Below are 25007 nucleotides of genomic sequence, written 5' to 3' on the forward strand. Positions count from 1 at the left end.
TACAGACCAGTCTATTACTTTATTTAAGGGCCACAGCAAAAAAAATATAGCGAGGGAAGTGTTCGTAAATTTTTACAAAAGAGTTGTCAACGGGCGGGTATAAAAAAGCACTGTACTCCACATACTTTACGGCACTCCTATGCCACGCATCTTATAGAAAATGGTGTTGGATTGCGACATGTGCAGGATTTACTGGGCCATTCAAAAACAGAAACAACGATGATTTATACCCATGTGGCTCAGAAAGATCTGTTGCAGATACAAAGCCCTTTAGATACTGTGGTTCTTGAACTATTGGAATCGGATAAAAATCCCTTAAAAATATCATTATCCGGGAAAAGTAAGGGATAAATAATTATTTTAGTGCGGATATAACAAGTTGTGTGGCATAAGATCAAATTGACAATAACAGAAAATTCACAAGTATGAATAGGGAAATCACTTCATTAATCACTCTACTTCTGGTAATAATTTCTAGTTGTACTCAAAAAACGGAAAATAATTCCGACACCATTGATGCATCAAAAGCAGGAATAACTCTAGAGGAAAGATTCATACCGGATCCTGATACAATTTTCATGAGTAAGGAATTTATACAATCCATGGATCTACTAAGGCCTCCTACAAAAGAGGCATTAATGAATTACCCTAAGAATGCAGCCGAATGGAAAGCGATGCAAAATTCCCGGGACTCTGCGACCATATTGAATGTTGAAAAATTATCTAGTGCATGGTCTATTAATATTGAAAAAAGTGAAATAAATAACGTGACGATATTCTACGTTATCCCCGAAGAGATTGATATGGATTATGAAAGATCCTGGTTCATTCACATTCATGGTGGTGGATATTTCTTAAATGCGGGGAAAGCTGGCACCATGGAAGCAGTTATTTTGGCCCATTACTTAAAGATTCCATTAATATCCATTGATTATGGCCTGGTTCCTGATCATCCGTTTCCTGACGGCTTGAATGATGTATTAAATGCTTATAATGGTATCCTTCAAAAATACCCAGACCATAACCTATTTATGGGAGGAACATCAGCGGGAGGATCATTGGCATTATCTACTGTGTTTGAACTGAAGAGTTATGGCAATCGACTTCCCAATGCTTTGTTTATTGGAACCCCCGGAAGTGATGTAAATAAGACGGGGGATTCCTGGTATACAAATGCTGATGTAGACCGTGTATTAGGGTCATATGAAGGTTTACTTGACGAAGCGACAAGGCTATACGCAAATGGGAAAAACCAAACAGACCCTTTAATTTCACCTGTGTATGGCAATTATCAGGATTTCCCTCCTGCTTTTTTAATCACTGGCACACGCGATTTATTATTAAGTAACACTGTACGGGTAGATATGAAATTACGGGAGGCTGGAGTAAAGACCAAACTTGTAGTAATTGAAGGACATTCTCATGCAGATTATTTACTTGTTCATCAGGCTCCAGAATCACAAGTCGCCTTGAATGACCTAAATAGTTTTCTTAAAAACTACCTGGAATAGTATAATCTAAAAGAAAAATAATACGCCACACAACATTGGCTATTAATGCATGGGGTTATGTGGAACGGAAACGCTTTCGAGTTTTGCAGGCTTTGCCATTAAGAATTAAATTGAAAGCAGCTCGTTGGATAAGAAACTCCTCGGCTTTTTAATCCTCACGACATCATAGCCGGACCGTTAGGAGGAATTTGAAACAATCGATAATAATAAATCTTATAATCATGAAAACTAAAATATTTTTTGCTTGTTTTAGCTTGTTGCTAATTATGATGGCTTGTCAACCCGTAGATGTAAATAATAATGAGGGTAGCTTGGAAAAAGGTGTCATCTCAGATAAAGATATTTCCCTCTACAACTACGCATCGCAAACCATTTCACCTGAAGCAAAAGAAATCATTAATGCTTTTACATCAGCAAAAAGCAAACCGCATGTTCCATTACCAGAAGACAAGGAGCGGTGGAAAACAGTTCAACACCAAGTTGAAATAGCTACCAAAGATCAAAATGAAGCATTCATAGCTCAACTAGGTCTTAAGGTTACAGAACTCAATTTAGGAGGAATCCCTGTTCTAGATATCAAACCTAATAATTGGAAGGATAACGGTAAAGTTCTTGTCTACACCCATGGAGGTGCTTACGTTTTATTTAGTGCTTTGTCTACTATTAATGTTTCAGGGCAGACTGCTCAAGCCACAGGATGTAGAGTTATAGCAATTGATTATACTTTAGCACCTCATGCTAAATGGTTAGAAATTTCTGATGAAATCATAACTGTTTTCAAAGAGTTGCTTAAAGAAGGTTATACCATGGCTGAAATTGGTCTATTTGGAGATTCTGCTGGTGGTGGTTTGGCATCAACAACGGCATTAAGACTCCGGGATGAGGGTTTTGGTTTACCTGCAGCTGTGGTTTTATATTCACCTATGGGCGACCTTTCATGCCCTGGTGAAAGCTTTCAAACTTTAAAAGCAGCCGAAGGTTTTTATGATTATAAAAAACATATTAAACCTTCCTTTAAAGCATATGCTGATACATCAGATTATAAAAACCCATACGTTTCTTCCATCTATGGAGATTTTAACAAAGGGTATGCTCCTACCTTAATACAAGGAGGAACCAAAGAATTATTATTAAGCTCATTTGTAAGATTATATCAAGCAATGGATATTGCTGATGTAGATGTAAAACTGGATATTTACGAAGGCATGCCTCATGTTTTTCAAAGGTATTCTATTCCTGAAACTGAAATTGCTCTGAACAAAGTGAATGATTTTTTTAAAGAGCATTTAATCTATTAATATTAAACTAGCCACAACATTGTATATAGCGCATTGAACACGCCATATACTTACCGTTATATGGTATTTTCTGCAAAGAAATTAAAATGTAGCTTTATCAGATATGAGATTCATAATAAAATCAATTTTTTATAGATGAAAAAGGTAGAAATTATGATTCCCTGTGAAACGAATTGCGTTATAAGAATAACCAATACAGATTTTATAATACTCCATGCTGACCGCGTTTGATAAAACTGTAACACAGCTACTATGTACCAAAAACTTATAAGAAATCCGAAAACTAGACCTAAAATTTTCATGGACGACGGAAAGAGAATAAAGATGATTAAAGCAATGATATAATAAAGCATCGTTTGTCCACTTAGATAAGCAGATAAAGCTAAATTTTCAACAAAATTGGTTCGACGCCCTATAAAAAATAACCAGATCAGGAAACCGTAAATTGGACACATGAGAAGTATAAATACATTGAAATACCTAAAGGTAAAACGCAAAAGCTCAATCTCATTAGTTTCTATCGTGGAATAATTGATTGCGGTATCTTCGAACTTCAAAATAAAAAATAATGCAATCGCTACCATAATTGCCAAAAAACTAAAGGGATTAAAATAGGTCTTTCGCTGCCCTGAAATATAGCCCCGGGCCACTTTACCTGGTCTGTATACTAATTGTCGAACCAATAGCAGAATTCCCCGATCTGTATTGCTAAATGCCATCCATAGGTCTCTTAGCAACTGTTGTAAATTTAATCTTTCAATATCCGATTTCTGACCACAATGCGGACAATACTTATAATCACCCATTATTGGCTCATTACAGTTTTTACATTTCATCCTCCGCTATCTGTTTAGTTTATAAATATTATTGAAGTAGTTCCTGTCTGCCTTTAAGATATTGAATTCTAGGTTACCGGGGTAAGCTTAAAAATTTAATTGCTCAATAAGGTTAATTAACAAATCAGCTAGAAAAAGATACGAGTTTTTACCGGTTTAAATTTGATAATAAGATAATATTATGGCACAAAGCCAGAATCACAAAGCGGTTTAATGCCAAACAAAACACCATATAACAACGGCTATAATTCATCCCTACTCCTCTTGCCCCATTTAAAAATTTACTTACATTAGACTGATAGAAAATCAAACGACTTGTTTTCACCCCTCTCGGGCCGAAATCATAGACGGAACCGTTAGTGACAATGGTGAATATAATTAAGAGATGAGACCTAAAACAAAGTATACCAAAAGTGGAGTGCTAAATATTGCCTATCAGGTCATAGGGAAAGGACGAATTGATCTTGTTTTTGTCCCCGGTTGGGTTTCTAATATTGACTTGATGTGGGGTAAGACAATTAATTATCATGTTCTGCTGCTGACGATTTTATCAGTAGTAGCTTTTTCATGCACCCGGCAAAAAGAAAAAAAACACACTATTTTCTATGGAGGCACCATTCTTACTGTGGATAAGGACTTTTCTGAAGTTGAAGCAGTTGTTTTAGAAGATCAGAAAATTATTGCCACCGGAAATTTTTATGATGTTAAAGAAAAATATGGTGATGTGTCTGACCTTATCGATCTTGAAGGGCACACGATGCTGCCAGGATTTATTGACCCTCATGCACATGTAGTCTCATTTGCTCCTATTGTTTTTTTAACCGAAGATATCGGATTGATAAAATTTAAAACCACGAAAGAGGCTATGGACCATCTTAAGGATATAGCGGCCAAACGTGCCCCAGGCGAATGGATTATGGCAAGTAACTGGGATCCTGCCGTGCAGGAAGGAGTTCCGGCATTAACTTTTAAAGAATTAGATGATATTTCCATCGACCATCCCATATTCATTTTAAATACTTCTGGTCATTTGGCTTACGCTAACTCAAAAGCATTTGAAGCTGCTGGAATTTCGCAAGATGTTAAAAACCCATCTGGTGCAGAATATGTTAGAGATGCAGATGGAAAATTGAATGGTGTAATGAAGAACAACTTGGCGTTCTTACCTATTTGGCTCGCTAACCCCAAGGTTGGTGATTTAGACCTTTCCAAGGCAATTTGCTCCCTGCTAGGTGATTTTAATAAATTCGGAGTTACAACAACCAGCGACTTTTCGTTGGGTGCCGCAACAAGAAGCAGTTCAGAGTTTGGGCTTTTGATCGAAGCATCCAAACGAGAAGATTTTACCGCTCGGGTAATGGCCTATCCCATATATTCACTTAATGAAGAATGGACGGATGCAGGTGTAAAAATGTATGATGGCAATGATATGGCAATGCTTACCGGCTTCAAACTAATCGCTGATGGTTCTAACCAAGGTTTTACTGGCTTGCAAAGAGATGAGTATTATGCGCCATCGCAGAAAGGGAATTTCGGAGTTGAGTATATGTCGGTTGAAGAAATGACCCGAATTGCAGAACAGCGAGCCAAAGAAGGATGGCAACTCGCTTTGCATGGAAATGGAGATAAGGCCATTGACAATATTCTGGAGGTCATGCAAAACCTTAAAAACAAAGGATATGATCTTAGCACTCTTCGTCCCAGAATTGAACATTGCTCAATTCTTCACGATGCTCAAATAGAAAAAATGAAAAAGCTAGGAGTGTCTGCAAGTTTCTTGATTGGCCATGTGCATTATTGGGGCACTTTTATGCGAGACAGCGTCTTTGGCCCAGAAAAAGTTCAACTCTTAGATCGTTGTGCCAGTGTTGAGCAGGCAGGTATTAACTTTACTTTACAGTCAGATTTTGCTGTAGTTAAACCCGATATGCTTAAGATGGTGGAAATTGCCGTAGTTAGAAACACATTTAAAGAACCAGATTACATATTGGCGCCTCAAGAACGTATCTCTGTAGAGGCTGCGATCCGTGCCATCACAAGTGCAGCGGCATGGCAGTTAATGAATGAAGATAAAATTGGCAGTCTTGAAGTTGGAAAATATGCCGATATGGTGATCTTAGAAAATGACCCGCGAAAAGTTGATCCAACCCATATTTCAGAGATCGCTGTATTAGAAACGTGGCTGAATGGTAAGAGAGTGTATAAAAAACCTCATTAAAAAACTGTTGCCAACAATGTATAAAGCGCATTAAAACGCGCCTTATACTAACCGTTGGCAATCATTTGAGTTACTCAGAATGAAAGTTGGACAAGCCGCCAATTACATATAAAAAACTATATGAAGTATTTTTTAGAAGCAATTAAAAACTATGCCGTTTTCCAAGGCAGAGCTAGTAGAAATGAATTTTGGATGTTCGCACTATTTGGACTCTTAATTATCCCTGTGGGGTTAAGATTCCTTTTTGGTGATTGGCTTGAAATTATTTTCCTTACTAGTTATAGTCTTTTCATACTCATTCCCACCTTAGCGATTATGACAAGAAGAATACGCGATACCGGAAAAAATGGATCATTAGTACTTCTTGCTTTAATACCCTTTTTTGGATTTTTGATTATTTTAATTTTATGTCTTCAGGAGAGTTATAATAATGAGAATGAGCTTGAACCTGGTTTTGTAGACAACAACAAACTTGAACCCAATCAGTCCGAAAATCTAAATTTATATTCTAAGACCGATCAATTAGATCAGACATCCCTTGCCAAAAAGGAAAATATGACACCTCAAGAGGCAAGCAAAAATGAAGGTTGTGGATGCGCATTAGCCTCTGGCGGTCTATTTTTTGGCGCCCTGACCGGCGGAATTATTGGATATATTATTGGTGATTCTCAGGCTAAACCAGGGGAAGCTATATTGGCTATTTTATATTTAATAATAGGAATACCAATTGGAGCAATTATAGGAATGGTAGTTGGGGGTATTTTGGGAAATAAAAAAAAGAGTTGATGAATTTTTATTTCTGAGAATGGCTTCATGTATAAAGGAACTCCTACTTTTACTATTTGGTACGATCTCTGAAACTATGGATGCCGAGGTAATGGCTGATATTTCAGAATAGAAAAAAAATTAAAATAACTATTGCCAACAAGATATATAAGCCATTAAGACGGCTCATATACTAACCGTTGTAACCAATAATAAGAGAATAAGAAAAAATAAGATAAATAATGAAAAAAACAAATTTAATTTTAATTGTAACGGCATTAATTACACTTGTGAGCTGTAATGAAAATACGAATTCAAATGAATCACAAACTAAACAAACAGTTGAGAATTTTGATGAAATTTTATCAAAATTCAAAACAGAAATTCCAACCAAAATTTTAACTCCAGACCATATTGATTCTCGTATTGGTGATTTAGAATTTTATGATGGAATACCAACTGATGTGACATTAGAGAAGGTGTATGAAAACCTCGATTTTATTAGAGGTATTGATGTCTTTTTAAACTTTATTCCGGCAACTTCAATTGAAGGGATGCGTTTAGGTATGCTTGAACTTGGACTTGACGATTATAACAAAGTGGTTGTAATGGAAGATCTAATGGATGCTAAATCATTATTTCTAACTGGTAATGCGAGTACGGTTTATGCTTCTGCAATTTTCGATTTAGAACGAGATGGAGCCACTGTAGTTGAAGTGCCTGGAGGTGCTGGTCCAGGTACAGTCAATGATGCTTTTTTCAGATTTGTAGTCGATATGGGAGCACCTGGTCCTGATGCAAAAAAAGGTGGAATGTATATCATTCTCCCTCCCGATTATAATGGTGATTTAAAACCAACCTTGAATGGTATGCAGCACAGAGATAAGGATAGACGTGTAAATGTAATGGTTGGTGGAATAAACAAAAAAGTTTGGATTGCTCAATCTAGAAGCTATTCTAACTGGTTGATATTAAGAGGTTTTTTGGTTGATGGTAAACCAGATGCAGCAACAAAAATGTGGAAAGAAGGATTGAAAATTTATCCTTTAAAAGATGCTAACAATCCAAAGAAAATGGAATTCATTAATGGTTCAGGAAAAGTCTTTAATACTATACATGCTAATAATTATGAGTTCTACGAAGAATTATGGTCTGTTATCCAAAAAGAACCAATAAGTTTTATTGACCCAGAACTAAGAGGTCAAGCATCATCAATAGGAATCATAAAGGGTAAGCCTTTTGAACCGAGCGAGCGTTTGAAAAAAACATTAAAAGATGCTATTACCGTTGGAAATACAACTGCGAGAAGTATTGGTTTTGCACCTCGTGATAAAAATGCATACCTATATGAAGGTAAACAATGGTACACAGGTTTTGTAGGTAAAGATTACCAATGGTTAGATGGCGATGGGAATCAAGGTAGAAATATGGATGCACGTACTCTATTTTTCTATACTGCTACTGTAAACACCCCTGCCATGGCATTAGAAATTGAAGGAGTAGGTTCTAATTATGCATTTGGAGGAAAAGATAAAGAAGGGAAGATACTTTACGGTGAGAAAAATTATAAATTAAACATGCCAGCAAATGTTCCTGCTAAAGATTTCTGGTCTATTGTGGTATATGATCCACAAACGAGGTCTATGCTTCAAACCGACCAAGATTATCCAAATATAAACAGTCAAAAAGACCCGATTGTTTACAACGAAGATGGTTCGGTTGACCTTTATTTTGGACCAACAGCTCCAGAAGGGAAAGAAGCTAATTGGATTCAAACGGTACCAGGAAAAGCTTGGTTTGTTTTATTCCGTACCTATGGTCCATTAGAACCTTGGTTTAATAAAACTTGGCAATTGAATGATTTTGAGAGAATATAATAATTACTGGTTACAACAAAGGCTATACGTAATTTGGGTAATCTGCTAATATTTAAGTTTTAAGCATTAAATATAATTAGTGTTAAATTAAAAATTGATAGTTTCAAAATCCCAAACTACGCATAGCCAAACCGTTAGCAAACATTTAGCAAAGTCAAGTAACACTTTCCTGTTTTGAACGTCATTCTTCTTTAACTTATTCCAATAAATTTGAAAAAGAAACTATTTAAAATCCTTGCTGTAATATTTCTTCCAGTAGTAGTAATTATTATAACAGCTATTTTGTGGCCAATGCCAAAAATAGAACTATCTATTAAGCACGATGTAGTTTTCATAAAATCTATCAATGTTATTGATGTGAAATCTGGTGATATTTTGGAGAATCGGGATATACTCATAAAAAACAATAGGATTAGTGCCATTGACACTGCTGGTGTATTAAAAGTAAATTCAATTGCCTTAATTATTAATGGCTCTAATAAATACTTAATACCTGGTTTATGGGATATGCATACACATTCAAATCAACATTCAGAATGGCTTCATCATCCACTATACATCGCTAATGGTGTAACAGGTGTTCGCGATATGTCGGGTCAACTTAATGAAAGAGATAGTTATTGGGTTGGTAGTAATGAACGTTTAAATTGGAATTCAGAATTAAATAGTAATAAAAGAATAACCCCTAGATATGTTCTGCAAAGTAGTTACCAAATTGACGGTGCTTCTTCTGTTCCTGATAAGTTCCCCGAATTTTTTAAGCTTGAGAAGGACGAACATGTTGATTCTCTTTTAAGTTTTTATAAAAACAAAAAAGTAGATTTTATTAAAGTATATCAACAAATAAAACCCAATATGTACAAAAGGTTGGCTTTAGCTGCACCAAAATATGGATTACATCTTGCAGGCCATAAACCAATGTTTACTAGTCTTGAAGAGGCAGTTGTATTGGGGCAGAGAAGTTTTGAACACGGACGCATTTTTATGTTTGAGGCTTTTCCTAAAGCAGATAGTTTGCGAAATCCCAAAAACTGGAAAGCCTTCTTTTCAAAATCAAAAAAATCAATGGTTAAAGATTTTAATCCAAAAACAGCGATTAAATTAATGACGTTAATGAAAGACAATAATGCATATTGGACACCGACACTTCAAACCCTCAAATTCGAGGCATATGCTCATAAATCCGCATTTATAGACAATCCTAATTTAAAGTATGTTACTTCTATACGAAAAAACTTATGGTGGGGAATAGATGTAAGAAATAATAAGAAAAAGAATTTATCTGAAGAAGGGAATGGATTGAGTTCGGATTTTTACAATGCGGTAAAAAAACAAATTAAAATGGCCAATGATATCGGTGTCCCGATTATGACGGGAACAGATGTAACAGATTCCTATACTTTTGCAGGTTTTAGCCTGCATGATGAATTGGAAGATCTAACAAAAAGCGGTTTATCAAATCTCGAGGCTTTACAATGTGCTACTATTGTTCCAGCAAGATTTGTTGGAAAAGAGAAAGGTTATGGAACAATAGAAAATGGTAAAATTGCAGATTTAATTATTTTAAATAAAAATCCTTTAGAAAATATAACCCATTCAAAAACAATCGATGGTGTTATTATGAATGGAATTTATTATGATTCGGATAAATTAAATAAACTAAAAAAATTTACACAGTCGATTTCTTCAAGTTTTCATATGAACGTCAAAGGTTTTTATAGGCTCTTAAGTAGTCCTCTGATTAGAGTCCAGTTTGCGGATTAAAACGTTTGCTAACACCGTGTATATCTCATTGCGGTGGAAAAAACCGTTGAACATTTTCTGAAACGAGCCATGCACAAGACCGTTGGCAGCAATTACCTATTTTTAGAACAATGTTTGTATTAAATAAGCAAAAGCAATTTTAATTAAAATCAAATATATGAAAACAGTAAAAAATTACTCAACTATTACATTAATGCTAATAGTACTTTTCAGTTTGACATCTAACAGCGCTAAAGCGCAATTAAGAACGCCTAGTTCGGTAGGAAAATATGAAAAAGGCACAGTAACTCTTGAAAATGGGGAAGAGACTAGTGGATATATATTTATGGATATGATGAATCCTCAAGAATTTCAAAAAAGGGTTAACCTTATTGACGAGAAAACCTATACGGCTTTCAGTGAAGGGGAAAATACAGATAAAGACGTTGTTGTGTATGATGCCAACGACTTGCAAAGTTTTACACTTGAAAACGGTAAAAAATTCAAAAAGGCAAGATATGTCAATCTATTTGCTAAAAGAAAACAAGACAAGATTCCTAAAAATCTTATGCTAGAAGTTGTTACTGAAGGAAAGATTACCGTTTATAAAAAGTATCACCACACCCAAGGTATAGTTTCTCCCTACTTACCTGACCGCACTAAAGTTAATGATGCTGAATATGTCGAATGGCAGGAAAACAACTTTGAGATTCTTTCCCAGAAAGAAGGAGAGGAGGCTAAAAATATGTCTACAATCAATTTAAAGTCTCTTGTAGGTGATAATAAAACCGTTTTAACTAATTATGCTAAAGACAAATATGGTTTTAGAACCTTTTTTACTAAAGGACCCGTCTTTGAATCCAGCTTCCAACTAGATGCTTTAGAGGCATTCACTAAAATGGTAGAAGATTATAATAAATAACAATAATTAGAATTTATTGCACTATTAGTAGAGACAACCATTAAAGGTCGTCTCTAATTGTTTTATAAAAACAAGAAGTTATATAAATCAGATTAACCTACCTTATACCATTTCCTTAATGAGCTTACTGTGAGGTTTTATATTCTTTGAATACATTAACTATACCATTGATTAATATGGATAAAAAAAGCCGCTAACAATAACTAAGATCCATATTTGCTCGTGCCTCTCAAAAACGTGTCTTAGCAAATCCGTTAGGTTTCATCAAAGAAAAAATGGAATGTAGTCTCCCACATTCCGCCTAATAGTTTTCAGTATAATTGCCATTTAGTTCCTCTCAAAACCGAAAACGGCAGGAGCAAAAGTAGCGTTAAGTCCCATTCCAGTTGCTGCTTGTTTCATTTCATCAGGCACGTTTCCGCAGAACAGAAATTCACCTGGAGTGGCAATTTGTAGTAAGTTCTCAAAATGCCCTGCAGCAGTTGTCCCCAGGTGAAACCCTACTGCACCTGCATCCGCAAATACATCCAATAGGATCAGCCTGGAGGAGGTTTCGTCAAAGTAGCATTGCACTTTCAACGCACCCGGCTCGTTGGCATTCATTTGCTCCGTCACTTCGGTGTAGATTGCTTTTAATTCTTCTGATTTTCCTTCATTGGCAGTCCATGAATACACTACCATTACTTCTTGATTTTCCATATTTTCCAATTTTAATTGTTTTATTAAAAGATTACAGGACAAATGTAGTGTCGTATTTATACCTTTAAAAGGGCTATTTACGACTATTTAGAGTGTTGTTTTCGACACTGGTTTATTTTACCTTTGTCAGCATGAAACACATTAGCATTCTTGTTCCAGTCGGAAACAGTATCGTTGATACCATTATTGCGCCTTACAACATGTTTAAGATGGCGAATGCCTATCATCAGAAGTTAAATGGAATACCAGAACCACTTTTCACAATTGATCTTGTGAGCGCTAAGGGAGAACCAGTAACGTATCAAAAGCTTTTCACTATAACACCCACAGCAAGTATTGCTACCATTCAAAAAACGGATCTAATTATAATCTCTCCCATCAGTGGCGATCTGGAAAAGGCCACAGAAGCGAATAGAGAATTGGTAGACTGGATAAAAAAGCAACGGATAGAACATCATTCAGAGTTAGCCAGCCTATGTAAAGGCGCTTTTCTTTTGGCTGAAACCGGACTGGTGAATGGTAAAAACTGCGCAACACACTGGACGGCTCACAACCTGTTCCAACAGAAATACCCGAAAGTAAACCTTATCTCAGAAAATATAATTTGTGAGGATAACGGAATTTACTCCAGCGGAGGGGCCTACTCCATTCTCAACTTCACACTCTATTTGATAGAACGATATTTTGGGAGAGAAACAGCGATATGGACATCCAAAATATCCGAAATTGATTTTGACCGAGTTAGTCAGAGTCAGTTCATCATATTTAGTGGACAAAAGGAGCACACCGATGAAGAGATTAAAGCAGCTCAAGAGTTTATTGAAGAACATTACGCTGATAAACTCAATGTGGAATCCATCGCTCAAAATGTGAATCTAAATGTAAGAAGCTTTTTAAGACGGTTCAAAAAAGCAACGTCCAATACACCTCTTGAGTATATCCAGCGCGTAAGGGTGGAAGCGGCAAAACGGAAGCTTGAATCTACCACCGAAACCATACTAGAGGTGATGTTTGGTATTGGCTACAATGATGAAAAAGCATTCCGAAATACGTTCAAAAAACACTCAGGTCTATCACCTAAAGAATATCAAATAAAATACAATAGAGAAATGGCTTATGCATAAATTTGAAAAAACGAAACCTAACAATGTATAAAAGTCATTAACACCTATGCTGAAGCTTCGGCGTAAGCATAAAACGACCGCTTATACGGAACGTTGTGTTTAATGTGTGAAACACACCTAACTAGAATTATTAATTAACCATGAATAGTAAAACACTTTTAATAAAGCACTTGATTTTGCTTTTAATCTTAATAAGTATTAGCGGATGTTCAAACAAGAAAACTGAATTCCAAGATTCTATTACGAATACGGAAGATGCGATGAACTATCTCAGAAATTTAGAAGGAGAATGGATAGCGACACTTGAGAACGACAATAGTCATTATGGCTTTGAATACATTCTAAGTGCAAGAGATAATGTAATTATTGAGAGATTAAGAACAGATATACCAACAGAAATGTTAACGGTTTATAACGTTGAACATAATACATTAAAAGCAAGTCATTACTGTCAATTACAAAATCAACCTAAGCTTATTGCTGTTAATTCAGGTGGAGGAGATATTAATCTATTATGCACTGGAGAAGTTGGTAATACATCCAATCATGATGAATTTCATATGCATGGTTATCATATACTTAATACTGATACTGGTTATATAGTATGGATGGATATGTATAAAGACGGTGAAATAATCATGAACAACAGATATGAACTATTTAGAGTTGATTCTGAAAAAGGCCGAGAATTGATTAGTTTGAAATAAAACACTAAACATGACAATGGATATAAGTAATTGCTTGTTCCCGCCTACTTCTGAATATCCTCGCGGTCCCGATAGTTATCGGGACGCGCAACTACTCATAGCCGAGACGTTGGCACCTATTTGTGGATAAAAAGAATTTAATCACCGAATCGTTCATTTTTCAATTAGCTGTCATTATAAAACTACAAGTAATTAGTATTTGAAATAAGATAACACCCTCTGAAATGGGAGAAGTAAAATGCTGTACGACATCCACAGAAAAATATTTATCTTACATGGATATAAAGTTATCTTCATGTCATGTCTGAATCTCTGGCAAATAGAAAAACAACCATGTGGCCAAAAGGTAGCGGCATTTATATAGAAACAGTTGTTATTATATTACTTGCCATAGTTTCAATGTCCCTCGAGTACGGAAGGCTCGATTCCACTGTTTTGCTAAGCCCTCAGTTGGTAGTGAGGGTCGCTGGAAGCTTATGCATATGGTTTGCGAACAAATTCATACTGGATTATATACTTCAGTCCAGAATTGACTCCAATAAGGTGTCCCAATTCCTGCCATTTGAGATGACTATAGCTTCGGTTGCCGTGACATCAATCATCTACCTTGTTTTTTATCCAATTTTACTCCACCTAAACGATTTGAGTTTTGTCTGGGTCAAATTTCTTTATGGGCTTTTTGTCACCTCCGGTCTCAGTTTACTAATTGTGATTTTTTATGCTGGCATTCATATTTGGAGATCATGGTGGAGCGATGGCGAATTCTTATTCGGGATAAAAAAAAACAGACAAGCTGAAAACGAATGGAAAGACTTTATCACGATAAAAAATTCCAGAGAGACGGTCAATGTTGACCTCACTAAAGTGCACTACTTCATAAGTGAATTTAAGATTGTATTTCTAATTGATACATCCGGAAAAAAATGGATTACCCAATACAATCTCTCTGAGCTTGAAAAGAGCCTCGATGACAGGTTCTTTAGATTGAACCGTAGAATTCTGGTTAGCCGCCAGATTATCTCACATATCAAAAAGCTACCAAATCATCGGCTTCTTGTAACTCTTGGTCAAGCAAATGAAAGTCACAAAGAGACGATTAGCAGATATAAGTCCACGAGATTTAAAAAATGGTTTCAAAGCGAATAGCACTTAGTGATCATTTAGTAAGAATTCAATGACCATTCGGAAAATGATTTACCCTAGCATGAAGAATTAACATGACAGTGTCAGTTATTTGCATCTATAAACAAATCATTTTTACATATGGATAATAATAAAAAAACACTCATCAGTTTAATTGCATTTTTAGCATTCCCTTTTCTATTGCAGTTTTTACGCCTTGACTTAATGTTATTCGAAGTCGGTATGTGGCTACTTCTTATATTAATCATTTTATGGATCTATTTTGTGGAGAAGCGGTCAATTACCTCTATTGGGTGGAAAAAATTGACAGTCAAAACCATTCTATCGGGAATCGGGCTCGGGCTCGTTGTTTTTATTTTATTTGGTATTTTAACAACTGTTATACAAGCCATCGGTCTAGAGCTCAGTCAGGAAACAGCAGAACTGATTGCGGGCCAATCCATTCCTTTTCTCTTGCTGATAGCATTGAGAGCTGCAGTGGTTGAAGAAATGCTCTACCGCGGATATGCCTTCGAGCGGATATACGCCCTTACCAAGTCCAAATGGATTGCCGGACTTGTACCGGTGATCATTTTTACTTTGGTGCACTATTCTTGGGGTGTTGGACATCTCGTGTTTGTATTCTTTGCTGGCAGTTTATTTATGCTCGCATATATGTCAAAAAGAAACCTGGGATTAGTAATGATTGCCCATTTTATAACTGATGTTGTAGCTTTACTCGTATTGCCTATGTTGCTCGAATCTTAGTATAGTCCCATTACTTTAAATTGCTCTAATCATTTCATAATCATTGCCTTATTATGCTGTTGTCATCACATTAATTTATCAAGATTAAATAGGCTTTCTTCATAAAAAAGAAAGCTATATATACCCAGAATCTATTATGCAGCAATGTAAACTGAGGGAGAACGGGTGCTAACAACGGCTATAATTTATTTTGGCCAGGATTAACTTCAAAATTTATCCTGTCTTTAGAACAAAGAACCAGGTTAAACGCTATGAACAGCAGCTTCGCCTTGCCAGGGTTAATTTTTTTTGCCAAGGGCAAAAAACCCGACGCTTGGCTCGCTGCGAACAAAACGATATCATAGACAAAACCGTTAGCCTTCATTATGTTTACCCCAAATTACTACAATAAAATTCTTTGAATTAGTTTGTTGGGAATTACTGTTTAAAATAGCCGGTGGTTTTATATTCTAATCCTATTTTCTTTTCCATAAGTAATACTTCAGGCTTATCTTTTCTTAAAGCAACTTGCCAATTATTAAATATTTCCCAATTATCATTAATAAAGATAGGCTTACCATACTGATTAGTCAAGGCTTTTCTAATTCTATCTTCTTCTCCTTTTCCAGTTAATATCCATACTACATTTAAAATATTATTTCCAAATCGAGTTTCAAATGTTCTTGGAAATCCTAAATAATCAACGCCAAAACAGTTGATTTGAATTTGAGCATTTGAATCAGTTCCATCTAATTCTTCAGTACTTGTAAATTTGCTTTTAGCTTCTAATAATGGTTTTAACTCATCAATGGTTGCGCCCATTTTAATAAATGAAGGTATTTGACTTGAGGATTTAGATTTTGTCTCAAATTTATAATCTAGATTTAGATATGGATTTTCCCAAGCGAACAAATAATTACGCATTGCCTCTTGAGTTAGTATCCAAGCAACATCATCATTTTTTTTTAAAAATAATTTTTCGGTAACATAGGCATCATAACTAAGGTAAGTTCTTGCAGTATCTGTAAGCTTACTAGTTAAAGCTTTGACTACATTTCCTCTTGCTTCTATATATTTAAGTTTGTCATCAGCAAAAGTGAGTACAACTCTATTAATTATTCCATTATCTGTTTTTACTTGTGAGCAAACTAAGTGTTCTTCTTTGCTATTCGCTAATGGAAAACTCGGCTTATCAACGGAAATGATATTTGATTTTTCAGATATTTCGCTTAATTTTTGAGCTACAACTTCCAATGACTGGTTCAATCGAATGTCATTAAATACTGACTCAACCTGTGCAGAAAGCACAAGTGGAAAAATTAGACTTAGAAAAGCTAAAATGTTTTTGTTAATTTTCATTATATTATAATTGTTATATTTCCAATAAGACAACTATTTGCACTAATTGTTACAATGAACATTTGTATTTGCCAAATTAGGTGCATAACCACGCAACGAAATCATACACAAACACATTAGCAACAATTAAGAATGAAATTAAAAATTTAACAAATGGAAGAAGTTTGGGTATTATTAATAGCAGTTTTGATGTTCGCAGTATTCGTTTTCCTTTTTTTGAAGCTGACTAGTAGTGATGCAAAAACAGAATACGGCACAAAAATGTGGAAACATTGGCCAACGAGATTATCCTATTATCAAGGTGTAATATTTTATAGCGCCGGACTTACACTTATTACAATGTTTCTATTAAAATGGGCAAATGTTTTGACTTGGTAGAAAACGAATACGCCTTAAAAAACTTTTGCCAACATTGTGTTTAGTGCATAGCACCCTGGGGGATGCTACGACACCATACACGAACACGTTGGCTGTAATTAGAATGGATGAACATCAAATCATAGAATGGTTGCTTCAAGGTGATGTATCAATACAATATCAGGTTCACCGAGATTTGTTAGGAAATGACCGCAAAGACCTACAAGATAGAATAGCCCATGAAGGTTGGGGAAAACAGTTTTTGTCCAAGCGAAAGTCGAATGGACATTGGGGGAAGAGGTTTTATCAGCCCAAATGGATTTCCTCTCATTACACGCTTTTAGACCTCCGCAACTTGAGCCTAAGTCCTGAAAATGAGAAAGTGCAAGAAACCATTAAGATGATATTGGCTACCTGTAAGGCAGAAGATGGAGGTATTCAATTGGGTCCTTCAACATCTGTTCATAGTGATGTTTGTGTAAATGGGATGTTTTTAAATTATGCAACTTACTTTCAAACTGAAGAACAAGAATTACACCCAGTTGTAGATAGTATTCTGAATGAATTAATGCCAGATGGTGGTTTCAATTGTAGAACAACAAGAAGTGGAGCAATACATAGTTCGTTGCATACTACCTTATCTGTTCTTGAAGGATTAATAGAGTTTCAGAAAGCTAGATATACTTATCGTATGAATGAACTTCAAAGCGCTAGGAAGAGTGCAGAAGAGTTCGTTCTTGTCCACCAATTATTCCTTTCTGACCGAACAGGAGAAATTATTCGGAAAGACTTTTTGAATTTACCTTATCCAAGTAGATGGAAATACAATATTCTTCGAGCGTTGGATTATTTTCAATATTCCGGATGTAAGTGGGATGAGAGAATGAATCCTGCAATCCAGATTTTACTAAAAAAGAGAAATACAGATTCTACATGGAAGCTACAAGCGAAACATCCCGGAAAAGAACACTTTGAGATGGAAAAAACTGGTAACCCAAGTAGATGGAACACATTACGAGCAATGCGCGTATTAAAACATTTTGAAATAGAAACTATGACCAACCATAAACCATGATAAAATTCTTTAGAAAAATACGCTACGACCTTATGGAAAAAAATAAAACTGGTAAGTATTTAAAATATGCGATTGGTGAAATAATTCTTGTAGTAATTGGAATTTTAATTGCATTGCAGATTAATAACTGGAATGAAACCAGAAAAGAACGCCAAGAGGAGCGAGACATTCTTAGCGACCTACAACTTGATATTCGAGTTGATATTGAACGATTAAATTACCAACTCGATTTTAAAAAAGAGATGGTAAGAAACTATAAAAATTGCCTGGAAATATTAGCAGATAAAAAAGAGGCCACCAAATCTGAGTTTATGGAAGGTTTTAAATCCATTCTGCAAGTTGGTGACGTTTCTCTCAATACTACTACATTTAATAATTTACAAACTACAGGTGAAATAAGGCTTATTAAGAATAAAACCTTAGCAAATAGTATTGTCAATTATTACAATACAGATTTAGGCGCATGGCAATCGGCTCTGAGAGAATATACAAGAAATATTACCGCACCTTATGTCTTAAATTTTGATTATCTACCACAAAACACATTTGAAGATTCACGAAACAATTTGCTTACAATGACCGGAGGCCCTGAAGATTTTAAAAAACCAGGAAAAACTCTTGACGATTATAAAGAAGATTATTTTATAATTAATACGCTCAGGCAAAAAACATGGAATCTAGAAGCTTTAATGCTTAGATATAGTGATATTCTTGACCAAGCTAAAAACTTAGACAAAGCCATTCAGAAACACCTAGATAACCAATGATAAAATTCTTTAGAGAAATTATCCTTACCATATTCCTTGTCGGGATAATCAGTTGTAAAACTAATCGTCCTGACGGAACGCTTCAAACAGAAACATTAACACAAGGTGAGACGGAACAAGTTGATATTATACTCAAGAAACTATACCAGTCTTTCTCTTATGGCAAGACAGAGGAACCAAATTGGGAATTGATGCGCTCGGTTTTCTTTGAAGGCGCCCAGTTTGTTAGTGAAACGTCAGCTGGAGAATCACCTCGCCCACAGACTATTGAAGAATTTATTTCGAGTTGGCAGAATTCAATTCGTGATAGCAATTCACCAACAGAAAAAACTACTGAATGGATAATTGAAACCAAAACTACTAAGATAGGCAGATTGATTCGTGTCGATGTAGTATTTCAAGCATCAAAATCAAATGACCCTTCACCAAGAAAAACAGGACTTGACAGCCTCGTATTGGCAAATGTTGATGGTGTATGGAAAATTTTATCTTTTGTCATTCATTATGAATCAAAACTATAACGAGAGCACAACAACGTGTATAGCTCATTGAGGCTGAATTCCTAATCGGAATTCATTGCAATTTGCTATCTTTCGGTTACAGCGGAAAAGTTCGTTGGTCATTTTCCGCAACGAGCTATACACAAGACCGTTAGCTTTTATCATTGATTAACCAACTTATTTAAATAAGAGAATCATGTTAAACCATATGAATTATTTCAGAACTGCTTTTTTACTTGCTCTGCTGATTTCATGTAATGAAGGCAACAAGTCTACCAAAACTAATCTCATTCCTGTAGGTGAGGGAAGGTTGGCAGTGAATGGAGGAAATATATGGTACAAAGTAACCGGTGAGGGGTCCGGCGTACCTCTTATATTATTACATGGGGGGCCAGGATACTCCAGTTTCTATCTCAAACCACTAGAGGAATTGGGCAAGAATCGTCAGGTCATTCGTTATGATCAATTGGGGGCCGGAAAATCCGATGTTGTCGTAGATACCAGTTTATTCACTACCAAACATTTTGTGGAAGAACTTGAGGCCCTCAGACAACATTTAAATGTCGAAAAATGGAATGTTTTAGGACACTCTTGGGGCACTATATTAGCTTTTGAGTATTATAGGAATTATCCTGATAGAGTATCTTCATTGGTTTTGGGTAGTCCTTGTATAAACATGAATGCCTGGGAACAAAGTACAAACCAACTATTGGCGACATTACCAGATTCATTACAAAAAGTAGTGTTGGAGGCAGACGCTACCGGTAATTATGAAAACCCCCTGTACGACTCCGCAATAACCATATTCTATGACAAATATTTGTGGGGTGAAAATCCAAATGAAGAAGAGTTGGACAGTATTATGAGTACTGCCAATCTTGATATTTACCATCATATGTGGGGGCCAAGTGAATTTAGTATAACGGGGACACTTAAAGGGTATGATGCCACTCCTTTATTATCTGATGTAGATGTCCCTATCTTATTTACGGTTGGGGAGTTTGACGAAATTATTCCTGAAATGGTAGAGGAAATGGCATCAATTAATAATTCAGAATTAGTGGTTTTTAAAGGGTCAAGCCATCTGACAACCTGGGGAGCACCAGAAGAGAGCATTAAGGCTATTGAGGATTTCATTTCATCATTGAACTTAAAAAAATAGACAACAGCTAACATTTGATCAAATGTATTGAAACACATTTTATCATGACCGTTAGCAAAAATTTGAAACAAAATTAATAATACAAAATTAACATTATGGAACAATCAAACTACAATGCTATTCGCGAATATGAATTAGATACTTGGTCGAGATGCTCACCTAGTTACAATAAAACCTGGGCTACCTTAACAAATGAAACTCTTCCATTGTTAATAAACAAAACAAATATTGGTTCTAATGTTTCCGTATTAGATATTGGTTGTGGAGCTGGAAATTCAACAAAGAAAATTAGTGAAACAGGAGCAAATGTTATCGGAATTGATTTTTCTGAAAAAATGATTCTCGAGGCTAGTTCAGCCCATAGTGAGATTATATTCAAACAATCGGATGCTGAAAATATTCCATTAGACGATAACTCAATAGATATTGTAATAGCTAATTTTATAGTTCATCATTTACCTGAACCAAATAAAGTTTTTAAGGAAATAAACAGAGTTTTAAAACCAAATGGAAAATTTGCTTTTGCAGTTTGGGGAGCAAAGGAAGAACAAAGTTCATTAGGAGCTTTTTTTCAAGCCTTTGCAAACCATCACGAATTATCCGAACTACCTCATGGACCATTATTTGGTGTTACAGATTTTGATACTTATAATACATTCATATCAAATGCTAGTTTAAAAAATTTCAAATTAGAAAAACTAAACACAACGTGGAATATGCAATCACTTGACCCGTTAATGAATGGCTGCTGGGATTGGGGAAATTTGCACTTATTTCCTGAAAATAAGCAAAATGATATAAAAAGTGATGTAATTAAGAATTGTGATTCCTTTAAAACGGAGAATGGATATTCCTTTCCACATTCGGCTATGATAGGATATGCTGAAAAATAAAAACTTTTGCTAACACCGTGTATAATTTAAAAACATCCTTTTAATGAAACGAAAATTTGAAGAGGTTATAACAAACGAGGATGATTTTCGTGAGATTATGGGACACCCAAGTGAATTAGTAACAAGGAAAACTATAGACTACATAGATGAAAATTGTCGATTATTCATTGAACAATCTCCTTTCATAGTAATTTCTTCATCTGATAAAAACGGAAATTTTGACGCTTCTCCCAAAGGCGACCCTTCTGGATTTGTGAAAATTTTAGATAAAAAAACTCTTGCAATCCCAGACCGATTAGGTAATAGAAGAGCCGACACATTTATGAATATATTACAAAACCCTAAAGTGGGTTTGATTTTTCTAATACCAGGAATAAAAGAAACTTTACGAGTTAGTGGCGAAGCACAAATCGTTAAAGACAAAAAAGTATTGGAGCTACTTTCTCATAATGGTAGACTTCCTAATTTAGCAATGATTGTACACGTAGAAGAAGCCTTTCTGCATTGTGCAAAATGTATAATAAGGTCTAAATTATGGGCAAATATCGATAAATCTGCTGAACGGAAAGCTCCTACTTTAGCCAAATCAATGGTTGACCACGGGAAACTTGATAAATCATATGAGGAAATGGATGAAATAATTAAGAAGGATGAAGAAACACGCTTATATTAAAGAACTACGCACAAAAATGGCTATAATTCATTGTGGTTTTTTACCACACCAGAGTAAAAGGATTAATCAACAGCTGATTTCTCAGCAGAGTAATCCTGCGGATGATTCCAGAACTTAATCATAGCCTTACCGTTATGTGTAATGTTTTGCTCAATTAATAATTGCAATTAAAAATCAATAGCTCCTAATCAGGAATAAGCATGGCATCAAAGACAGTTGATCAGCATCCGTATGAAAAAGCAGGGACGCGTTTTTGGATAAGACTAATTCTTACGTATTTACTGATGCCATTGGTTCTTCTAACAATCGGATGGGACTTGGCTTGGTGGCAGGGATGGTTGTATTCAGTATTGTTTCTGGTAATAGGAATAGGGTCACGGGTTTTAGCCGAAAAAAGGCACCCGGGATTAATGGCAGAACGGAGCAAATTCGGAAAAGATCAAAACGTAAAGCCCTGGGATAAGGTACTTGCTCCCTTAATGGCATTTAGCTTATCCTTTCCATTATTTATTGTAGCCGGACTCGATCACCACTTTGGATGGTCGCCCGAATTTCCGATATGGCTCAACATACTTGGCTTCATACTGATCATACCCGGATATGCTTTTGCTTCATGGGCAATAATAGAAAACCGCTTCTTTTCATCCGTGACGCGGATTCAGATGGATCGTGGGCATATAGTATGTGACAGCGGCCCGTACCGAATCGTAAGACATCCCGGTTATGCCGGAAATATTCCGCCACTGGCGGGAATAGCTTTGGCCTTAGGATCTGTCTGGACCCTTATTCCAGCGATATTAGCATTGATCATTGCCGTTATAAGAACCATTTTAGAGGACCAGACTTTACATCAAGAACTACCCGGATATCGCGAGTATGCAAACCGCGTACGTTATCGATTGATTCCAGGAATATTCTGAGATGATTTTTCTTTGATGTTGGTGTTGTTAATTTCAATTAATAGAAAAGGTAAAGACACATAAAAAAAAACAACTAAAATAACAAGCACATAACACCGTATATAGGCCATAAAACGGCCCATATACAGTATCGTTGGCAGTCATTAACAGAAACAAGATAATATGAAAGAAGAGATTTTAATATTCGCAACAACTATTCTAATATTTAGTCTAACTGTTTGCTCAAGCCAAACGATCCAATTCGAAAACGATAATATGGATGTGATAAATAGAGACATTGTGTCAGTTGAAAACTCCACAAACACCTTGATTTTAAATAGAAAAAATGGAGATGGAATGGCAATAATCAATGACCTGGACTTTAATGAAGGGGTTATTGAATTAGAGCTAAAAGGCGAGAATAACCCTGGAAAAAGCTTTGTTGGGATTGCATTTAATATTCAAAACGACTCTACGTACGAAGCCGTTTACTTTAGACCATTTAATTTTCAATCTGATGAAAAAATAAGAAGAGAACATTCCGTTCAGTATATCTATCATCCTAAATATACTTGGCGATTTTTAAGAACCAACTATGAAGGGCAATTCGAATCAGAATTTCCACGGCAACCAATACCAGATGAATGGTTTGGAGTACAAGTGAAAATTGATAATAAAAAAGTATACGTTTATGATCAAGAAACGAACACGGAATTACTCTCGATTGAACGATTAACAAAACAAGTCTCTGATAGAATTGGACTGTGGACAGGATTTAACTCTAAAGGTGAATTTAGAAATCTGAAAATACAGAAATAGATAACGAACTGCCAACAATGTGTATGAAATCATAGCTCCCATTGGGTCGCTACGCTTCCTATAGTAACCGTTGTGCTTCATTTAAAACGAGAAATATAAAAAATTCATTTTAAAATTGTATTATTTGTTCTTTTAATAATCGGCATAATTTTAGAATGCAAAATAGAAACCTTATGTGCGAAAAAGACAAATCAAAAAAGTCCGACTTACCACCTATGGGTGCCCAAGACTTCTCGGAGATAGAAGACTGGTCAGGATATTTCAATGCCGTTCTAGGAAAAGGAGCGAGAGACACCCTTATTGCAGCCCTTGATTCTTTTGAGCAGGAAGGCTTTTATAAAGGATTTGCAGTTGATTTAGCCGCTGGGGAAGGACGTGATTCACTGGAACTACTCCGTAGAAACTGGAGGGTATTAGCAACCGATAATCACCCAGAAGCATTCCCGCATTTATGGGCGAGGGTGCCAGAGATATTGAAACCCCAATTGACAACAATAGCGGTGAACTTCTGCGATATGAAGTTTCCCGACTGTGACATGGTGAACGCTAGTTTTGCTTTGCCGTTTTGCGAACCACAACATTTTGAAGTTCTGTGGAATAAAATCGCAGCATCGATCCGCCCGGGAGGCAGGTTTGCAGGTCAGTTTTTTGGAAGTAGAGATACTTGGGCATCACTTCCGAATCGTTCTCACCACTCGCTTAAAGAAGTTTTAAAGTTGTTGGAAGGCTTTTCGATAGAGATGATGCGGGAAGAAGAACGAGACGATCCGCCAGAACTCAGGAAACCAAAACATTGGCAAATATTCCATATCGTGGCGCGGAAACATTAAGGATGGAATGAAGGTTAACCAACCTGCCCCTTAACGGAATAGTTTCCTGAAACAATTTAAATTTAAGAAGTGATTAAAGGAAAATCATACCTGAGAGAAAGTCG

Annotated in this window: 23 protein-coding genes and 1 pseudogene; 21 read left to right on the forward strand and 3 right to left on the reverse strand. The window is 35.8% G+C overall.

Annotated features, from left to right (window positions below):
- Positions 1-51 precede the first annotated feature (51 nt).
- The 3 genes and pseudogenes from Q0874_RS00240 to Q0874_RS00250 all read left to right on the forward strand — a co-directional run.
- Positions 52-351 (forward strand): annotated as a pseudogene (locus Q0874_RS00240) (tyrosine-type recombinase/integrase); the annotation flags it as partial.
- A gap of 74 nt (positions 352-425) precedes the next feature.
- A complete protein-coding gene (locus tag Q0874_RS00245; RefSeq protein ID WP_299157903.1) occupies positions 426-1511 on the forward strand; it encodes an alpha/beta hydrolase fold domain-containing protein in 1086 nt (361 codons plus the stop codon).
- A 221-nt stretch (positions 1512-1732) separates the two neighbouring features.
- Positions 1733-2809, forward strand: a complete 1077-nt coding sequence (locus Q0874_RS00250; RefSeq protein ID WP_299157904.1) for an alpha/beta hydrolase — start codon at positions 1733-1735, stop codon at positions 2807-2809.
- 110 nt (positions 2810-2919) lie between these two features.
- On the opposite strand, the gene Q0874_RS00255 is transcribed toward Q0874_RS00250, so the two are convergent.
- Positions 2920-3645: a DUF3667 domain-containing protein gene (locus Q0874_RS00255; protein WP_299157905.1), complete on the reverse strand. Its 726-nt coding sequence runs from the start codon at positions 3643-3645 to the stop codon at positions 2920-2922.
- Between the two features lie 385 nt (positions 3646-4030).
- Here Q0874_RS00255 and Q0874_RS00260 point away from each other — a divergent pair, with 385 nt between their 5' ends.
- The 5 genes from Q0874_RS00260 (at position 4031) to Q0874_RS00280 (ending at position 11170) form a co-directional block, all read left to right on the forward strand.
- Positions 4031-5863: an amidohydrolase gene (locus Q0874_RS00260; protein WP_299157906.1), complete on the forward strand. Its 1833-nt coding sequence runs from the start codon at positions 4031-4033 to the stop codon at positions 5861-5863.
- A gap of 120 nt (positions 5864-5983) precedes the next feature.
- The gene (locus Q0874_RS00265) at positions 5984-6649 is read left to right on the forward strand and encodes a DUF805 domain-containing protein (RefSeq protein WP_299157908.1); all 666 of its coding nucleotides are present in this window, start codon (positions 5984-5986) and stop codon (positions 6647-6649) included.
- Positions 6650-6870: 221 nt separating this feature from the next.
- A complete protein-coding gene (locus Q0874_RS00270) occupies positions 6871-8505 on the forward strand; it encodes a DUF1254 domain-containing protein (protein WP_299157909.1) in 1635 nt (544 codons plus the stop codon).
- Positions 8506-8715: 210 nt separating this feature from the next.
- Positions 8716-10269: an amidohydrolase family protein gene (locus tag Q0874_RS00275; RefSeq protein ID WP_299157910.1), complete on the forward strand. Its 1554-nt coding sequence runs from the start codon at positions 8716-8718 to the stop codon at positions 10267-10269.
- A 157-nt stretch (positions 10270-10426) separates the two neighbouring features.
- Complete coding sequence (locus tag Q0874_RS00280; protein WP_299157912.1) at positions 10427-11170, forward strand: hypothetical protein; 744 nt, start codon at positions 10427-10429, stop codon at positions 11168-11170.
- Between the two features lie 327 nt (positions 11171-11497).
- Here the strand turns inward: Q0874_RS00280 and Q0874_RS00285 are convergent, their stop codons facing one another.
- On the reverse strand, positions 11498-11911 hold the full coding sequence (locus tag Q0874_RS00285) for an antibiotic biosynthesis monooxygenase (RefSeq protein ID WP_299157914.1): 414 nt from the start codon (positions 11909-11911) through the stop codon (positions 11498-11500).
- An 89-nt stretch (positions 11912-12000) separates the two neighbouring features.
- Between Q0874_RS00285 and Q0874_RS00290 the strand changes: the two genes are divergently transcribed.
- The 4 genes from Q0874_RS00290 (at position 12001) to Q0874_RS00305 (ending at position 15590) form a co-directional block, all read left to right on the forward strand.
- Positions 12001-12993, forward strand: a complete 993-nt coding sequence (locus tag Q0874_RS00290) for a GlxA family transcriptional regulator (RefSeq protein WP_299157916.1) — start codon at positions 12001-12003, stop codon at positions 12991-12993.
- A gap of 140 nt (positions 12994-13133) precedes the next feature.
- A complete protein-coding gene (locus Q0874_RS00295) occupies positions 13134-13700 on the forward strand; it encodes a hypothetical protein (RefSeq protein ID WP_299157919.1) in 567 nt (188 codons plus the stop codon).
- A 300-nt stretch (positions 13701-14000) separates the two neighbouring features.
- Positions 14001-14846 (forward strand): LytTR family transcriptional regulator DNA-binding domain-containing protein, encoded by an 846-nt coding sequence (locus Q0874_RS00300; RefSeq protein WP_299157921.1) that lies wholly within the window; start codon positions 14001-14003, stop codon positions 14844-14846.
- Between the two features lie 300 nt (positions 14847-15146).
- The gene (locus Q0874_RS00305; RefSeq protein WP_299157923.1) at positions 15147-15590 is read left to right on the forward strand and encodes a CPBP family intramembrane glutamic endopeptidase; all 444 of its coding nucleotides are present in this window, start codon (positions 15147-15149) and stop codon (positions 15588-15590) included.
- Between the two features lie 417 nt (positions 15591-16007).
- Here the strand turns inward: Q0874_RS00305 and Q0874_RS00310 are convergent, their stop codons facing one another.
- Positions 16008-16928, reverse strand: a complete 921-nt coding sequence (locus tag Q0874_RS00310; protein WP_299157926.1) for a hypothetical protein — start codon at positions 16926-16928, stop codon at positions 16008-16010.
- 421 nt (positions 16929-17349) lie between these two features.
- On the opposite strand from Q0874_RS00310, the gene Q0874_RS00315 reads away from it, so the two are divergent.
- From Q0874_RS00315 to Q0874_RS00355, 9 genes are all read left to right on the forward strand, one after another.
- Positions 17350-18360 (forward strand): hypothetical protein, encoded by a 1011-nt coding sequence (locus Q0874_RS00315; protein WP_299157929.1) that lies wholly within the window; start codon positions 17350-17352, stop codon positions 18358-18360.
- A 32-nt stretch (positions 18361-18392) separates the two neighbouring features.
- Positions 18393-19127, forward strand: a complete 735-nt coding sequence (locus Q0874_RS00320) for a DUF6090 family protein (protein WP_299157932.1) — start codon at positions 18393-18395, stop codon at positions 19125-19127.
- Positions 19124-19648, forward strand: coding sequence for a hypothetical protein (locus tag Q0874_RS00325; protein WP_299157934.1), 525 nt, complete (start codon positions 19124-19126; stop codon positions 19646-19648). The genes Q0874_RS00320 and Q0874_RS00325 overlap by 4 nt, the downstream gene beginning before the upstream one ends.
- Positions 19649-19835: 187 nt before the next feature.
- Positions 19836-20789 (forward strand): proline iminopeptidase-family hydrolase, encoded by a 954-nt coding sequence (locus tag Q0874_RS00330; RefSeq protein ID WP_299157936.1) that lies wholly within the window; start codon positions 19836-19838, stop codon positions 20787-20789.
- Positions 20790-20884: 95 nt separating this feature from the next.
- Positions 20885-21682: a class I SAM-dependent methyltransferase gene (locus tag Q0874_RS00335; protein WP_299157938.1), complete on the forward strand. Its 798-nt coding sequence runs from the start codon at positions 20885-20887 to the stop codon at positions 21680-21682.
- 43 nt (positions 21683-21725) lie between these two features.
- Positions 21726-22355, forward strand: coding sequence for an MSMEG_1061 family FMN-dependent PPOX-type flavoprotein (locus tag Q0874_RS00340; protein WP_299157940.1), 630 nt, complete (start codon positions 21726-21728; stop codon positions 22353-22355).
- 200 nt (positions 22356-22555) lie between these two features.
- A complete protein-coding gene (locus tag Q0874_RS00345; protein WP_299157943.1) occupies positions 22556-23275 on the forward strand; it encodes an isoprenylcysteine carboxylmethyltransferase family protein in 720 nt (239 codons plus the stop codon).
- A gap of 162 nt (positions 23276-23437) precedes the next feature.
- Entirely contained in the window at positions 23438-24073 is a 636-nt protein-coding gene (locus Q0874_RS00350; RefSeq protein WP_299157946.1) for a hypothetical protein, read from the forward strand.
- Between the two features lie 173 nt (positions 24074-24246).
- Positions 24247-24903 carry a trans-aconitate 2-methyltransferase gene (locus Q0874_RS00355; RefSeq protein WP_299157949.1) on the forward strand — a complete coding sequence of 219 codons (657 nt, stop codon included), beginning with the start codon at positions 24247-24249 and terminating at the stop codon, positions 24901-24903.
- Positions 24904-25007: the final 104 nt, after the last annotated feature.

Origin of the sequence: uncultured Eudoraea sp. (genome assembly GCF_947490415.1) — a bacterium.
In the GTDB taxonomy this organism is placed as follows: Bacteria; Bacteroidota; Bacteroidia; order Flavobacteriales; family Flavobacteriaceae; genus Eudoraea.

What these genes read in the sequence shown, in the direction of transcription:
- Q0874_RS00290 (WP_299157916.1), top strand. Translation starts at nt 12,001, where the DNA reads ATGAAACACATTAGCATTCTTGTTCCAGTCGGAAACAGTATCGTTGAT.
- Q0874_RS00325 (WP_299157934.1), top strand. Translation starts at nt 19,124, where the DNA reads ATGATAAAATTCTTTAGAGAAATTATCCTTACCATATTCCTTGTCGGG.
- Q0874_RS00260 (WP_299157906.1), top strand. Translation starts at nt 4,031, where the DNA reads ATGAGACCTAAAACAAAGTATACCAAAAGTGGAGTGCTAAATATTGCC.
- Q0874_RS00335 (WP_299157938.1), top strand. Translation starts at nt 20,885, where the DNA reads ATGGAACAATCAAACTACAATGCTATTCGCGAATATGAATTAGATACT.
- Q0874_RS00255 (WP_299157905.1), bottom strand. Translation starts at nt 3,645, where the DNA reads ATGAAATGTAAAAACTGTAATGAGCCAATAATGGGTGATTATAAGTAT.
- Q0874_RS00350 (WP_299157946.1), top strand. Translation starts at nt 23,438, where the DNA reads ATGAAAGAAGAGATTTTAATATTCGCAACAACTATTCTAATATTTAGT.
- Q0874_RS00250 (WP_299157904.1), top strand. Translation starts at nt 1,733, where the DNA reads ATGAAAACTAAAATATTTTTTGCTTGTTTTAGCTTGTTGCTAATTATG.
- Q0874_RS00355 (WP_299157949.1), top strand. Translation starts at nt 24,247, where the DNA reads ATGTGCGAAAAAGACAAATCAAAAAAGTCCGACTTACCACCTATGGGT.
- Q0874_RS00245 (WP_299157903.1), top strand. Translation starts at nt 426, where the DNA reads ATGAATAGGGAAATCACTTCATTAATCACTCTACTTCTGGTAATAATT.
- Q0874_RS00270 (WP_299157909.1), top strand. Translation starts at nt 6,871, where the DNA reads ATGAAAAAAACAAATTTAATTTTAATTGTAACGGCATTAATTACACTT.
- Q0874_RS00265 (WP_299157908.1), top strand. Translation starts at nt 5,984, where the DNA reads ATGAAGTATTTTTTAGAAGCAATTAAAAACTATGCCGTTTTCCAAGGC.
- Q0874_RS00295 (WP_299157919.1), top strand. Translation starts at nt 13,134, where the DNA reads ATGAATAGTAAAACACTTTTAATAAAGCACTTGATTTTGCTTTTAATC.
- Q0874_RS00340 (WP_299157940.1), top strand. Translation starts at nt 21,726, where the DNA reads ATGAAACGAAAATTTGAAGAGGTTATAACAAACGAGGATGATTTTCGT.
- Q0874_RS00345 (WP_299157943.1), top strand. Translation starts at nt 22,556, where the DNA reads ATGGCATCAAAGACAGTTGATCAGCATCCGTATGAAAAAGCAGGGACG.
- Q0874_RS00310 (WP_299157926.1), bottom strand. Translation starts at nt 16,928, where the DNA reads ATGAAAATTAACAAAAACATTTTAGCTTTTCTAAGTCTAATTTTTCCA.
- Q0874_RS00300 (WP_299157921.1), top strand. Translation starts at nt 14,001, where the DNA reads ATGTCTGAATCTCTGGCAAATAGAAAAACAACCATGTGGCCAAAAGGT.
- Q0874_RS00320 (WP_299157932.1), top strand. Translation starts at nt 18,393, where the DNA reads ATGGAAAAAAATAAAACTGGTAAGTATTTAAAATATGCGATTGGTGAA.
- Q0874_RS00330 (WP_299157936.1), top strand. Translation starts at nt 19,836, where the DNA reads ATGAATTATTTCAGAACTGCTTTTTTACTTGCTCTGCTGATTTCATGT.
- Q0874_RS00280 (WP_299157912.1), top strand. Translation starts at nt 10,427, where the DNA reads ATGAAAACAGTAAAAAATTACTCAACTATTACATTAATGCTAATAGTA.